This is a genomic window from Nocardia sp. CA-151230 (assembly GCF_050942175.1).
Classification (GTDB): Bacteria; Actinomycetota; Actinomycetes; order Mycobacteriales; family Mycobacteriaceae; genus Nocardia.
Window position 1 is genome coordinate 8,116,991 of the sequence record NZ_CP192061.1, and the last position, 13,187, is coordinate 8,130,177.

The 13,187-nt window shown below is 66.4% G+C and carries 12 protein-coding genes; 8 read left to right on the forward strand and 4 right to left on the reverse strand.

The window, feature by feature from the left end; translation table 11 throughout:
• Positions 1-38 precede the first annotated feature (38 nt).
• The gene (locus tag ACQP1O_RS38180; protein ID WP_433563172.1) at positions 39-1,199 is read right to left on the reverse strand and encodes an alpha/beta hydrolase family protein; all 1,161 of its coding nucleotides are present in this window, start codon (positions 1,197-1,199) and stop codon (positions 39-41) included.
• Between the two features lie 159 nt (positions 1,200-1,358).
• Here ACQP1O_RS38180 and ACQP1O_RS38185 point away from each other — a divergent pair, with 159 nt between their 5' ends.
• From ACQP1O_RS38185 to ACQP1O_RS38200, 4 genes are all read left to right on the forward strand, one after another.
• Positions 1,359-2,126 carry an SDR family NAD(P)-dependent oxidoreductase gene (locus ACQP1O_RS38185; RefSeq protein ID WP_433563173.1) on the forward strand — a complete coding sequence of 256 codons (768 nt, stop codon included), beginning with the start codon at positions 1,359-1,361 and terminating at the stop codon, positions 2,124-2,126.
• Between the two features lie 126 nt (positions 2,127-2,252).
• A complete protein-coding gene (locus ACQP1O_RS38190) occupies positions 2,253-3,557 on the forward strand; it encodes a serine hydrolase domain-containing protein (RefSeq protein ID WP_433563174.1) in 1,305 nt (434 codons plus the stop codon).
• Complete coding sequence (locus ACQP1O_RS38195; RefSeq protein WP_433563175.1) at positions 3,509-5,128, forward strand: FAD-dependent monooxygenase; 1,620 nt, start codon at positions 3,509-3,511, stop codon at positions 5,126-5,128. The genes ACQP1O_RS38190 and ACQP1O_RS38195 overlap by 49 nt, the downstream gene beginning before the upstream one ends.
• A 121-nt stretch (positions 5,129-5,249) precedes the next feature.
• A complete protein-coding gene (locus ACQP1O_RS38200; protein WP_433563176.1) occupies positions 5,250-5,390 on the forward strand; it encodes a hypothetical protein in 141 nt (46 codons plus the stop codon).
• Here ACQP1O_RS38200 and ACQP1O_RS38205 read toward each other — a convergent pair.
• Together ACQP1O_RS38205 and ACQP1O_RS38210 are read right to left on the reverse strand one after the other, a co-directional pair.
• Positions 5,387-6,514, reverse strand: coding sequence for a transglycosylase family protein (locus ACQP1O_RS38205; RefSeq protein ID WP_433563177.1), 1,128 nt, complete (start codon positions 6,512-6,514; stop codon positions 5,387-5,389). The two genes, ACQP1O_RS38200 and ACQP1O_RS38205, sit on opposite strands and share 4 nt — an antisense overlap.
• Positions 6,515-6,838: 324 nt before the next feature.
• Positions 6,839-7,666, reverse strand: a complete 828-nt coding sequence (locus ACQP1O_RS38210) for a TatD family hydrolase (protein WP_433563178.1) — start codon at positions 7,664-7,666, stop codon at positions 6,839-6,841.
• A gap of 88 nt (positions 7,667-7,754) precedes the next feature.
• Here ACQP1O_RS38210 and metG point away from each other — a divergent pair, with 88 nt between their 5' ends.
• Entirely contained in the window at positions 7,755-9,311 is a 1,557-nt protein-coding gene (metG, locus tag ACQP1O_RS38215; protein WP_433563179.1) for a methionine--tRNA ligase, read from the forward strand.
• 423 nt (positions 9,312-9,734) lie between these two features.
• On the opposite strand, the gene ACQP1O_RS38220 is transcribed toward metG, so the two are convergent.
• The gene (locus tag ACQP1O_RS38220; protein ID WP_433563180.1) at positions 9,735-10,541 is read right to left on the reverse strand and encodes a helix-turn-helix domain-containing protein; all 807 of its coding nucleotides are present in this window, start codon (positions 10,539-10,541) and stop codon (positions 9,735-9,737) included.
• A 197-nt stretch (positions 10,542-10,738) separates the two neighbouring features.
• Between ACQP1O_RS38220 and ACQP1O_RS38225 the strand changes: the two genes are divergently transcribed.
• The 3 genes from ACQP1O_RS38225 (at position 10,739) to ACQP1O_RS38235 (ending at position 13,181) form a co-directional block, all read left to right on the forward strand.
• Positions 10,739-10,909, forward strand: a complete 171-nt coding sequence (locus tag ACQP1O_RS38225) for a hypothetical protein (RefSeq protein WP_433563181.1) — start codon at positions 10,739-10,741, stop codon at positions 10,907-10,909.
• Positions 10,910-11,020: 111 nt separating this feature from the next.
• Complete coding sequence (locus ACQP1O_RS38230; protein WP_433563182.1) at positions 11,021-11,710, forward strand: TetR/AcrR family transcriptional regulator; 690 nt, start codon at positions 11,021-11,023, stop codon at positions 11,708-11,710.
• Between the two features lie 418 nt (positions 11,711-12,128).
• Positions 12,129-13,181, forward strand: a complete 1,053-nt coding sequence (locus ACQP1O_RS38235) for a 3-oxoacyl-ACP synthase III family protein (protein ID WP_354836108.1) — start codon at positions 12,129-12,131, stop codon at positions 13,179-13,181.
• Positions 13,182-13,187 lie beyond the last annotated feature (6 nt).

Genomic DNA, 13,187 nt, shown 5'->3' on the forward strand with positions numbered 1-13,187 from the left:
TTTCACCCCGAGCCCCCGAAGGGATCACGCGACCGTGGTCACGGCACGGCGGGCGTGGCCAGGATCCGATCGCTGAACGCGCCGATGGCATTCCACATCTGCGGGTTCAACTGGGTGTGGGTGCCGGTGCCGATCACCGTCTGGAAGTCCGCGCCGGTGGCGGCGAGCTGGGCGGCCAGCGCCGCGTGCAGCGGAGACGGCACGGTGGTGTCATTGGTGTTGAGCAACAGCAGGATCGGCGCGTTGTAGCCGTTGACCGGCACCGCCATGTACTCGGTCATGGCGGCCCGGAATTCCGGGGTGTCGAGCGGCCGCGACAGCATGTCGCCGATGCCCATGCCGTCGACCACCTTCATGATGTCCGCGAAGCACACACTCTCCGAGGCGTCCACGGCCTGCTTGCCGCGCGGGGTGAGGTAGCTGTCGACATCGACCTCGGGGTGGGTGGCGCGCAGCCCGGCCAGCATACTGACCACGAACCCGTTGACCGCGGTCCCGGCCTGACCGGGGATCTCCGGCGCCCAGGGGCCGACGAACGGGGCGATCTTCTCCAGATCCGATTCCGGGTCGACCGCGATGGCGCCGCGGAAGTCGAGGTCTGGGGTCTGCGACACCTGCAGGTGCGCGGTGCCCAGCGCCGCCTGACCGCCCTGCGAGACGCCGGTCACCGCCCAGGTGCGCGAGAGCGCCGGATTCGTGGCGCGGGCCGCCTGGACCAGGTCGATGGTGGCGCCGGCCTCGGTGCTGATCTCCAGGTACGGGTGCGGGCCGGTGTCGAAGCGGCCCAGGCCCAGGTAGTCCGGCGCGACCACGGCAAAGCCCTTGTTCACGAAGTACTGCAGCACCTGGTCTTCCTTGGCCCGGCTCACTTTCGAGGTGTCGGTCTGCCCGCCGCAGCCCGGTCCCATCCCGGAGGTGCCGTGGTCGTAGGCCATGATCGGCCAGCCGCCCGCGGGCGCGGGACCGGACGGAACGAACAGCGCGCCACTGGCTTTCACCGGTTCGCCATTGGAGCGGGTGGTCCAGTAGTCGATGATGGTGCCGTTCGGCAGGCCACGGAAGCCGTCCGGTAGCGCGGTGGTGGCGAAGGCGGTGCCGGTCGTTTCGGCGTGGGCAGCGGTTCCCGGCAGGGCCAGCACCGTGCCCGCAGACGCAATAGCCGCGGTGAAAATCCGTGTACGCCAACCAACCGACCGCATGAATCCTCCATCAGTCCCGACCCGATGACCATTCCTGTTCGGGGCACGAGTTTATCGATTTGAACGGAGGACCAGTATGAGAACATTCTGGCAACCAGCTACCCACGGGCAGTCGCACAACCCATTGACGCGCCTTGAAACTTGTTCTAATTTCTCGCCATGTCGCGCAGATACGAAGGCCGCCGAGTAATTGTCACCGGAGCTGGATCGGGCATCGGACAGGGCGTAGCCCTGCGACTGCTCGAAGAGGGAGCCCACCTGGTCGCCGCCGATGTGAACGAGGCCGGACTGGCCGCCACCGTCGACGCCGTCCCCGCCGATCAACGCGAGCGCCTGCGCACCCTCACCCTCGACATCTCCGACCCGGCGGCGGTGCGCGCCGTCACCGCCGAGGCCCTCGAATTCCTCGGCGGCCTGGACGTTCTGGTGAACGCCGCGGGCATCCTGCGCGCCGCGCACACCCGCGACATGCCCCTCGAGGACTGGAACCGGGTCATCTCGGTCAACCTGACCGGCACTTTCCTCATGATCCAGGCCGCGCTGCCCGCGCTCATCGAATCCGGGCACGGCGTGATCGTGAACTTCTCCTCCACCTCGGCCTTCGGGTCCAATCCCTACATGGCCGCGTACTCCGCGTCGAAGGCGGGCGTCAACGCGCTCACCCACTCCATCGCCCTGGAATACGTGAAAAAGGGCCTGCGGGCGGTCAATATCGTGCCCGGCGGCATCAGCACCGGCATCACCTCCGGCCTGGAACTGCCCGCCGACGCCGACTGGACGCTCATGGCGCGGCTGCCCGGGTGGATCGAGGGCGGCGCGCTCGGCAAGCCCGAGGACATCGCGGGTGTCGTCGCCATGGCCGCCTCCGATGACGGCCGCTACATGACCGGCACCGAGCTCCGCGTCGATGGTGGCGCACTGATGTAGCGACACCGCCCATTTCCATTCGCGACCGGTTGGTACGGAGTTAGGCTGACAAGCGCTTCAGCAGCTTCATAACCACGTTCCAGCGGACCCGGACGGAGAGTTATGGGATACCGGCGGAGTTTCGGCGTGCTCATCGCAGCTGTGGCATTGACGGTCGCGGCAGGGTGCGGGTCGTCGAACGATACGGGGTCCAAGGAGCCCGGATACGCCGCGACGTTGCGGCCCATCATCACCGAACTGATGAAGGACAACGCCATTCCGGGAGCGGTGGTGGTGGTCAAATCGCCCAAGGACGGTGACTGGACCGCCACCTTCGGGACCGGGACCATCGGCAAGGACGATCCGATGACGGTGGACGACCACTTCCGGATCGGCAGCAATACCAAGACCATGACGGTGACGGTCCTCATGCAGCTCGCCCAGGAGGGCAAGCTCTCCCTCGACGATCCGATCGGCAAGTACTGGCCGGGCGTGCCGAACGGGGACCGCATCACCCTCGCCCAGCTCGCCGAAATGCGCAGCGGCCTCTACAACTACACCTTCGACTACGACTTCAGCGCCGCGATCGACAAGGATCCGCAGCAGGTGTGGACCCCGGAGGAATTGCTGGCCATCGCGTTCGCGCACCCGGTCGATTTCCAGCCGGGCGAGAAGTTCGAGTACTGCAACACCAACACCATCCTGCTGGGGCTGGTCATCGAGAAGGTCACGAATATGCCTGTGGCCGACAACTTCCGGCAGCGCATCTTCGAACCGCTCGGGTTGAAGCACACGTCGTTCCCAGCGCCGGCGGACTCCTCGATGCCGGATCCGCATCCGCAGGGCTACGCCTTCGGCACCATGGTCTCCACCATCGACACCTTCGCACTGCCGCCGGATCAGCGGGCCGCGGCGCTGGCGGGCACGCTGAAACCGGGCAACCAGACGACCTCCAGCCCGTCGTGGACCTGGACCGCGGGTGCGGCGATCTCGACGGTCGACGATATGACCACGTATGCGGAGGCGCTCATCGACGGCAAGCTGCTCGACACCAAGTTCCAGAACATGCGGATGGACAGTATCCAGCCGATCGATCCGGCGAATCCGGCCATGGCCGGGTACGGCCTGGGCATCGTGCGATTCGGTGAGCATCAGTTCGGGCACGACGGCCAGATCCCGGGCTACATGACCTACATGGCGTCGGACCCGGACTCCGGCCTCACCATCGTGGTCGCCACCAACCTGGCGGCCGTCCCCTCCGGCGAAGGGTCGGCGCTGGTACTGGTGAAGGGCATGCTGCCCACCTTCTACGGCGCCGATGCGGTGCCCGGACACGATCCGGCACAACCCAATTCGGCCACGAATACCCCCGCGGCGTCCGAATCACCGACAGGTTCGACCCCATGGACGACACCGCGGTATTCATCGCCGGCGCCGGACCCGTCGGCCTGACCGCAGCGATCGAACTGCGCCGCCGCGGCGTGCCGTGCCGGATCGTCGACCCGCTGCTGGAACCCCCGCAGTACGCGAAAGCCGTTGGCATCCAACCGCGTGCGCTGGAAGTGTTCGAGCAGATGGGGGTGCTGCGCCGGATCCTGGACGCGGCGATCCAACTGCGCGGGCAGCTGGCCTTCGTCAATGGCGAGCCGGGCCCGCGCATCGAGCTGACGCTGCCGCCGGATGTGCCGTTCGGATTCGTCGGCCTGCCGCAGTACGAGACCGAGCGGATTCTGCGGGACCGGCTCGCCACGCTGGGCGGCGCCGTCGAGCGCGGTACGCGGGTCGCGGCTTTCGAGCAGGACGTCGACGGGGTCACCGTGACACTCGCGAGCGAAACGAGTGAGAAGACCACGCGGGCAAGCTATCTCGTCGGCTGCGACGGCGCGCACAGCACGATCCGCAAGGCGCTGGGTCTCTCCTTCGAGGGCGCGGCCTTCACCGAGCACTACATGCTCGGGGACGTGGAACTGAGCTGGTCGATGCCGCGCGGCTACAACATCCGCGCGAGCCACCAGACCGACGGCGTCACCGATGATCTGCTGGTCTGCATCCCGCTCCCCGGCCGGCACCGGTACCGGATCTCCATGCTCCTCCCCGACGGCCGGACACCCGTCCAGGCGACCGGCGACGACGGCGTCGAGCACGGCTTCACCACCGGGTGGACTCCCGACCTGTCCGATCTGCAAGCGGTCGTCGACCGCCTCGCCCCCGAGCCGGCGCAGGTGTCGAACCTGCGCTGGTCCGCGGTCTTCCGGATCAGCCACCGTATTGTCGATTCCTACAGCCGCGGAAGGGTTTTCGTGACGGGCGATGCCGCCCACATCCACCCGCCCACCGGCGCCCAGGGCATGAACACCGGCATCCAGGACGCGCACAACCTGGCCTGGAAGCTGGCCCTCGCGCTCACCGGCGACGCCTCCCCGACCCTGCTCGACTCCTACGACGCCGAACGCCGCCCGGTGGGCGAGGAGGTCGTCGGCCGCACGGTCCGCAGCGCCCGCGAGGGTATCGGGGCGGACTCCACCGACCCCGGCTACGTCCTGCGCCGGGAGGCCCAGCTCCTCATCGACTACACCGGCAGCCCGATCGTCGCGCCGTCCCCGCCCGGTGAGCCCGCCCCGCTGGCGGGCGCCCGCGCCCCCGACACCCGCGGCCTGACCCGCGACGCCGTCGCCTTCGACTTCCGGCTGCTGCCCCTCATCGACGGCGCCGCCCACACCCTGCTGCTCTACGCGGACGACACCACCACCGAACACGACCTGCGCGACCTGGAACAGCTGGCCGTCACCGCGACCGCCACGGCCCACGGCCACCTGGACGCCTACCTGATCGCCGCACCCCGGGTCGGCGCGGCCGCGACCACTCTCCCGCTGATCCGCGACACCGCAGGCGAATTCGTCCGGGCCTACCGCGCGGGCCACGGATCGGCCTTCGTCATCCGTCCCGACGGCTATCTGGGCTTCGCCCGCCGCCCGGCCACCATCCCCGACCTCGTCGACTACCTCGAATCCACTTTCCGATGACCCTGCGCGTTCGCGTCGGGCGCCGATGACCCGGGCGGCCGATACTTCCGTTCGGTAACAACAGGACTCGCGTTGCCGACAGGCCCGGTGGCAGTAACCACCTACGCAAGGGAGATGCGACATGGGCTCCGCAGACCTGATGAGCTGGCTGACCGAGGGCTACCTCAACGGTGATCCGATCCGCTACCCGCTCTATGTCGGGTTGATGTTCCTCAGCATGCCGTTCCAGCTACTGTCCACGCTGTCGGGACAGCCCTTCTAACCGATGCCGAGCCGCGAGGTGCAGGCCGGCCACGCGCCCCAACCCTGGCGGGCGCGCGTCACTTCGGCGATGGCGATCTGTTCCTCGCGGGTCGCGAGGTCGGCGCGCGGGGCGTAGCGGGTGCCGCCCTGGCGTTCCCAGGTGTTCTGGTCGAACTGGATGCCGCCGAAGAAGCCGTTGCCCGTATTGATGGCCCAGTTGCCGCCGGATTCGCATGTGGCCAGGGCATCCCAGGTGGTGCCGTTCTGCACGTCCGGGACCTCGGTGCCGGGCTTGGCGCCCTTGCGCACGGTCTTGGGCTGCGCGGGCACGATCACGGTGGACTTGATCGGATCCTTGCCCGCCTCATGGCCGTTCACGATGGAGACCGCGAAAATCACGTCCTGCGTACCGGGTACGCCCGGATTCTCGACGATCGTGCGGCTCATATTGAGCGTCTGATCCTCGATGATGTTCTCCGGCGGATCCAGCGGCACCCGCTCGGTGCGGTTCTCCACGATCTTGCGGGTGACGGTGATCTTCATGCCGTCGGTGAGCGGGGTGCTCGCGACCGGTTCCACGGAGTCCTGATCGACCAGCGGGCGGCCCTGCGCCTGGAGCAATTCCCCGATGGTCGGGGCTGCGAGGCGGACCAGCGACGCGGGCGCGCCATTGTCACTGAGTTCGACCGTGCGCGGATTGGTGATGAGCAGTTGCGCGCCCTCGAGCGGCAGCGGGGTCGGGCGCGCGGGCGAGGTGAAGACGTCACCGGGCAGGTTGAGCTTGGTGACCGCTTCGGCCACGGTGAGCGCGGTGGTCCACGCCTTGGAGGGCGTGCCGTCGACGATGAGCGAGACCTCACGGGCCCGGTTCAGCGTGATGGTGGATCCGTCGCTGATATGCGCTCCGGCGGAAGGGGATACGTCATCACGGTTGGTGATCGCGTACCCGGCGTCCTTGAGCGCGCCGCGGACATCCCCGCGCATGGTGGATTCGGCGAACTGCTTGCCATCGATGACGAAGGTGATCTGCTTCTTGCTCATGATGGCAATGCCGGCACCGAAGATGAGCGTGACGAGCATCGCCGCGATAGCCCCGTACAGCATCGGGGAACGCGACGAGTTGATCTTCGTCAATGCGTGCATCGGAAATCCCGGCATGGTCACAGTACGATAACGAGAGGGCCAGGGATTGACAACCACTCCCAGCGGAACTGCGGGTACGAAAATTACGACCCGATATCGAACCGCAGGTAAATCACAATCAGGGCAGATCCCAGTGAGCCACGCCACACATGGCGGATCGATCTCGATGTTCGATCCGCGGCAGCGACAACTGATTTCATGACGTTCGGGGTAACTCGTCGGGTACGCCCGAAATCGGTTCGCCGCCCGACCGCCGGCACACGTGTGCGACCGGCCACGGCATCCGAGCCGGGCGCCAGAGTCCCGGAGAGGCGGAACAGTAGCTCAGATTCCGTAGACCCGGCGGGCATTGGCGGTGGTGATCTTGGCCAGCTGCACCGGATCCTGTTCGCGCAGTTCGGCCAGCGCGCGCAGGGTGTACGGCAACATGTACGACTCGTTCTGCGCACCCCGGAATGGATGCGGCGTCAGGAACGGCGCGTCCGTTTCGACCAGAATCAGTTCGTCCGGAACGAGTTTCGCGGCCTCGCGCAATTCGTGCGCGTTCTTGAAACTGACCGTGCCCGAGAAACTGAGCACATAGCCCTCCTCCACACAGGCCATCGCCATGTTCGAGTCGGAGGAGAAGCAGTGGAAGATCACGGTTTCCGGCGCGCCCTCGTCCAGTAGCACCGCCAGCAGGTCGTGATCGGCCTCCCGGTTGTGGATCATGAGCGGCTTGCCCAGCCGTTTGGCCAGGTCGATGTGCCAGCGGAAGCCCTCGACCTGATCCTCGATCTCGGCGCAGCCGTCCAGCTTGCCCGGCCAGTAGTAGTCCAGCCCGGTCTCCCCCACCGCGACCACCCGCGGATCGGCGGCCAGCTGCTCTAGCTCGGCCTTGGCGGCGTCGTCGAGGTGGTTGGCGCGTGTCGGGTGCAGTGCGACGGCCGCGTACACGCGATCGTCCCAATGCGCGGCGCGGACCGCGAAGCGCGCGGCCTCCAGATCGTCGGCGACCGTCACCAGCTCCCGCACGCCCACCGCGCGGGCCCGGTCCACCAGGGCCGCAACCGATTCCGGATCGGTGGCCCCGCAGGCGTCGATGTGGGTGTGCGCGTCGATCAGCGGCGACAGCGGCTCGGGCGGCTCGGGTGCAGGTCGGCGACTTGTCATGCCCATCCCCCGAAAGAAAGATGGGCGGCACCTGCCACGGGGATATTCACGCGAGCGACGTAGGACACGCAGATAGAGTAGACACACCATGAGCGCATCCGATCGCCCCGCCTTTTACATCACCACGGCCATCGCGTACCCGAACGGCGCACCGCACATCGGGCACGCCTACGAGTACATCTCGTCCGATGCCCTGGCCCGGTTCAAACGGCTGGACGGCTTCGATGTGTTCTACATGACCGGCACCGACGAGCACGGCCAGAAGGTGCAGCAGGCCGCCAAGGCCGCCGGTCTCGCGGAGCAGGAGTACGCCTCGCGGAACTCCGACGTCTTCGAGAACATGGACAAGGCGCTCGACATCTCCTTCGACCGCTTCATCCGCACCACCGACGAGGACCACCTGGCCGCGTCGGTCGCGATCTGGGAGCGCATGGTCGCGGCCGGGGACATCTACCTCGACACCTACGCCGGCTGGTACTCGGTGCGCGACGAGGCGTTCTACACCGAGGAGGAGACCACCCTCCTCGAGGACGGCACCCGCATCTCCACCGACACCAAGACCCCGGTGGAGTGGACCGAGGAGTCGAACTACTTCTTCCGCCTGTCCAACTATCAGGACAAGCTGCTCGAACTGTACGAGACCCAGCCGGAATTCATCGCGCCCGCGACCCGGCGCAACGAGATCGTCTCGTATGTGAAGTCGGGCCTGAAGGATCTGTCCATCTCCCGCACCACCTTCGACTGGGGTGTGCCGGTGCCGGGTCACCCCGAGCACGTCATGTACGTCTGGGTGGACGCGCTCACCAACTACCTGACCGGTGCGGGCTTCCCCGACACCGATTCGGCGTCGTTCCAGCGGTATTGGCCCGCGGACCTGCACATCATCGGCAAGGACATCTCGCGGTTCCACACCGTGTACTGGCCCGCCTTCCTGATGAGCGCCGGAATCGAGCTCCCGAAGCGGGTTTTCGTGCACGGCTTCGTCAACTACAAGGGCGAGAAGATGTCCAAGTCGGTCGGCAATGTGGTCGATCCCATGGACCTGGTCGACGCCTTCGGCCTGGACGCCGTGCGCTTCTTCCTGCTGCGTGAGATCTCCTACGGCCAGGACGGCTCCTACAGCCACGAGGCCATCGTCGGCCGCATCAATGCCGATCTGGCCAACGAGTACGGCAACCTGGCCCAGCGCTGCCTGAAGATGGTGGCCCGCGACTTCGGCGGCGTAGTCCCGACCCCGGGCGAATTCACCGAGGACGACAAGGCCCTGCTGGAGCGCGCGGGCGGCCTGCTGGAGAAGGTCCGGGCCGAGTTCGACCAGCAGCAGATCCATCTGGGTCTGGAGCAGCTGTGGCTCACCCTCGGTGAGACCAACCGCTACTTCTCCGCCCAGGCGCCCTGGACCCTGGCCAAGGCCGGCACCCCGGAGGACACCGCCCGCGAGGGCACCATCCTCTACGTGACCATGGAGGTGCTGCGCATCGTGTCGATCCTGGTCCAGCCGGTCATCCCCGGCTCGGCCGGGAAGATCCTGGACCTGCTCGGCGTCACCGACCGTAGCTTCGCGGACCTCACCACCCCGCTCAGCCCGGGCACCGCCCTGCCGGAACCGGCCGTGGTCTTCCCGAAGTACGTCGAACCGAAGTAAGAACCGGTGCCGCCCGCCGCCCTCCGGCGGGCGGGCACCGAGTCACACCCGCCGACCGCGAGTGGAGATTCCCCTCCGAACTCCACCATCGCCGGAACGGGAATGAGGCGCCGAACATGCCGCTGCCCGATCCACGGAATCGGATCGGGCAGCGGCTGATCTCGCCGTTCCAGCATCCGGTCCGGTTGCCGCGCTGGTCAACCTGGGGCGGTAGCACGATTTGGGGCACCCGCGCTGACCGGCGGGCCGGATCAGCTGTACATCCCGACCAACGGCTGCTCGGAAACTGGATCGAACGATTCGAACACCTGATCTCCTACTCTGAACGGCGGCCGCCGCACGATCGGCTCCCCGTTGATCAGCGCCTCCCGCGCGACTGAGGTGGCCATCCTCTGCACGATGACATCGGTGGCCGGAGCCCGGTCAGTGGACCGCGCACGGGTCGATGGTGGCGGTCCCGGGCGACCGCGGCGTGAGCATGAACAGCTGGTAGGAGCAGTTCTGCGGGTGAAAGGCATTGTAGGAACGCATGGTCAGGTTCATGATCTCGCCGGAGGCCGGGTTGCGGACCTGGACGAGCGAGTCATTGAACAGGTCTTCTTCCATCGGGGTGTTCCACATGCGCGCGAATTCCGGGTTGACGCTGCAGGTTTCGATGATCTGGGTCAGTCGCTCGGGGGCGACTACGCCGGGTGAGAGAACACGCAGGCCGAAAACCAGGCGGTGCACGATGGTGTCCCAGTTGACCAGCAACTCGCGAGCTTCCGGGATGGTCAGGAACTGCTCGATGACATTGACCGGGCGGTCGGCGTCGGGCGCCGCGGGGGCCAGCCAGGGAAACGCCCCGCCGGCAGCCCGATTGGCCGCGAGCACCTCGTATTCGGGGAAGCGGTGGAAGTACGCCGGGTAGGGCAGGGCCTCGAGATGGTCGAGGTCCTCTCGGCGCAGCTGGGGCGGCCAGGTACCGCGCGCGAAGGTGGACACCCTGGGCAGGGCCAGCGAGACCACCTTCTCGAGCATCCACATCGGTACGTCCATGGCGGCACACCAGTCCTCGAGCCGGTCCGCCGAGACCGTGCGCTCCCCGCTCTCCAGCTTCCGGTAGAGCGAGACGCTGACGAACATCCGCCGAGCGGTCTCCTCCTGCGTGAGGCCCTGATTCTCCCGGCGGTGCCGCAGGTACATTCCGAGCAGCGGCTGCTCCGGAATCGGTGTGAGCGCGTCGAGCATCTGTCCGCCTATCCCTCCAGCAATCCTTCAGCCAAATATCTATCGAAGTAGCCGGTGAGGATCCAGTTTTCCGGTCCAGCCAGCGTACGGACCGCGGCACACGACAGCGACTCCGGACCCGGGCAGATATCCACGCGGATGGCGACGGCCGATCCGCCGATGCAACGATGTGCATATGCGGCCCAACGACACGAGAGATGATCTTTCGTCGCGCCGGAACGGGCACCCCGATCGCCATCGGGCGGATCGACGCCATTGCCGAGCGCACCTGGCGGCCGATCGAGCGCGGAGGGATTTCCCAACTGCCGCAATGGATTCCGGATCGGCGTGCCTTCGCCTTCGCGGTGTTGCGGCTGCCGCGGCCGTAGCGAACGGCAGAGACTGAGGTCACCCGACCGCCATCCCGGGACGCCCCCGATCCGGGCGCCCACCGATAATGACCATCTGAAGTGAACGCGGTTCAGTGAGAGAGGGAATGGATGCGCGACAGGCAGGTCCACATGACGGCTCGCGCACCACAGGGGACGTTGCAGCGCACCAACTTCGACGAACGGCACCGCGCCGCCCGGGACGCCGTCCTCACCTCACAGCGCGGCCGGCTGCTCGAGGCCATGGTGGAATGTGTCGAGGCCAGGGGCTACCACGCCACCACACTCACCGATATCGTGGCGCGCGCCCGGGTCTCGCGCAGCACCTTCTACGAGCACTTCAGCAACAAGGAGCACTGCTTCATCGAGGCGGTGCGCACCGCCTCCGACATCATCGCGACCCGCATCGCCGACGAGCTGGCGCAGCTGCCCACCGACGCCGGCGCGTACGAGCGCATCGAGTCCATCGTGGTCACCTTCTGCGAAACCGTGGCCTCCGAACCGGATTTCGCGCGGCTGATGCTGGTCGAGGCGTTCAAGGTGGATCAGCAGTCGGTGGCGCTGCGGGATCTGTCGGTGGATCGGTTCGCGGATCTGTACCGGGTCTTCTACGCCCAGGCGCGCGCGACCGATCCGAGCCTGCCGGTCATCGCCGACGAGCTGTTCGCGCTGATTCCGGACGCCATCGGCGAACGCACCCGCCGGGTCATCGTGGCGGAGGGGGCACACCGGGTGCCCGAATTGGCACCGCTGTTCGTGGAATTCGTGGTCGCGGTGCTGGGCCTGCCCGCACAGACATGAATCGCCACGTGCACGTCGCGAAATACGCTGCCGCCCAGACAGTTTTCGAATCGAGGGCACCGGAGCGCGCGGGTGTGGCGTGGCCGGGTGAACTCACTCACAGCGAGAAGCTGGGTTCGTCATCCTCGGGCCATACCGATGACATATAACGGACGGTTGCCAGTGGGTGACCACAGCGCCCGGCTTTCGGCGAACCCCCACTTCAGCCAGGCTGCGGGCGGCCAGGCTGGGTGCGGAAGTTTTGCGGCACCGCGCGTAACACTAAGCGCACGTTCACGTTTCGTCTCAGACAGCCAAACGGAACGCTTCAGTTCCCCAAGCTAGTTACCCTCGGGTAGCCTCGGTTCATCCGAGCTTGACGAACACACATTTCACTCTCTTCCACGAGGTTTCAGCCTCCCAGTTTCAGGAGTCCCCTGTGCCGCAATCTCGATTCGAGTCCATCGGCGCCTATCTGCCCGAGAAGCGTGTTACCACAGCCGAACTGCTCTCACAATTGAAGGAGGTCCCGGAGTTCGATCTCGAACGAATCACGGGCGTCAAGGAACGCCGTTTCCGCGACACCCGCCCGGAGACGCTCGAGGACTCCTTCGCCCTGGCCATGAAGGCCGTCGAGGACTGTCTTTCCAGGTCATCCTATGCCGCAGGCGATCTCGACATCATCATCTCGACCTCCATCACGCGCAGTAAGGAGGGCACCAAGATGTACATGGAGCCGTCCTTCGCCGGTGCCATCGGCCGCGCCATCGGCGCTCGCGAGGATGTCATCGCCTTCGATCTCTCGAATGCCTGCGCGGGCATGATGAGTGGCGTCTACATTCTCGACCGAATGATTCGCAGTGGCGCGGTGAAACGCGGCATCGTGGTCAGTGGCGAGGCCATTACGCCTATTGCCGAAACGGCCGTGAACGAGATTTCCAGTAAATACGATCTGCAATTCGCGTCGCTGACCGTCGGCGATTCCGGTGCGGCCGTGGTGCTCGACGAGGCCGTGGACGACAACGACAAGATCCACTACATCGAGCTCACCACCGCCTCGGAGTTCTCGCACCTGTGCCTGGGCATGCCCAGCGACAAGTCCAATGGCGTGGCGCTCTACACCGACAACCGGAAGATGCACAACGAGGCGCGGTTCCTGCTGTGGACCGACACCCAGCGCAACTTCATGGAGGCGAACGGGATCACCTTCGCCGACGAGGGTTTCGACTACATCATCCACCACCAGTTCGGCGCGGCCGCGATTCCGTTCATGAACGCGATCGCCGAACGCGAGTTCGGCCACCCCATGCCGCCGGACCTGAATGTCATCGAGAAGTACGGAAATACCTCCAGCACTTCGCATTTCATCGTGCTGCACGATCAGCTCAGCCAGCAGAACCTGGCGGCCGGGTCGAAGATTCTGATGATTCCGGCGGCCTCCGGTGTCGTCGGCGGCTTCCTGTCCACCACCATCTCGTCGCTGAAGGTCTGAGGTACT

What these genes read in the sequence shown, in the direction of transcription:
- ACQP1O_RS38210 (WP_433563178.1), bottom strand. Translation starts at nt 7,666, where the DNA reads ATGACAAGTCGCCGACCTGCACCCGAGCCGCCCGAGCCGCTGTCGCCG.
- ACQP1O_RS38185 (WP_433563173.1), top strand. Translation starts at nt 1,359, where the DNA reads ATGTCGCGCAGATACGAAGGCCGCCGAGTAATTGTCACCGGAGCTGGA.
- ACQP1O_RS38220 (WP_433563180.1), bottom strand. Translation starts at nt 10,541, where the DNA reads ATGCTCGACGCGCTCACACCGATTCCGGAGCAGCCGCTGCTCGGAATG.
- ACQP1O_RS38180 (WP_433563172.1), bottom strand. Translation starts at nt 1,199, where the DNA reads ATGCGGTCGGTTGGTTGGCGTACACGGATTTTCACCGCGGCTATTGCG.
- ACQP1O_RS38195 (WP_433563175.1), top strand. Translation starts at nt 3,509, where the DNA reads ATGGACGACACCGCGGTATTCATCGCCGGCGCCGGACCCGTCGGCCTG.
- ACQP1O_RS38205 (WP_433563177.1), bottom strand. Translation starts at nt 6,514, where the DNA reads ATGCACGCATTGACGAAGATCAACTCGTCGCGTTCCCCGATGCTGTAC.
- ACQP1O_RS38230 (WP_433563182.1), top strand. Translation starts at nt 11,021, where the DNA reads ATGCGCGACAGGCAGGTCCACATGACGGCTCGCGCACCACAGGGGACG.
- metG (WP_433563179.1), top strand. Translation starts at nt 7,755, where the DNA reads ATGAGCGCATCCGATCGCCCCGCCTTTTACATCACCACGGCCATCGCG.
- ACQP1O_RS38200 (WP_433563176.1), top strand. Translation starts at nt 5,250, where the DNA reads ATGGGCTCCGCAGACCTGATGAGCTGGCTGACCGAGGGCTACCTCAAC.
- ACQP1O_RS38225 (WP_433563181.1), top strand. Translation starts at nt 10,739, where the DNA reads ATGATCTTTCGTCGCGCCGGAACGGGCACCCCGATCGCCATCGGGCGG.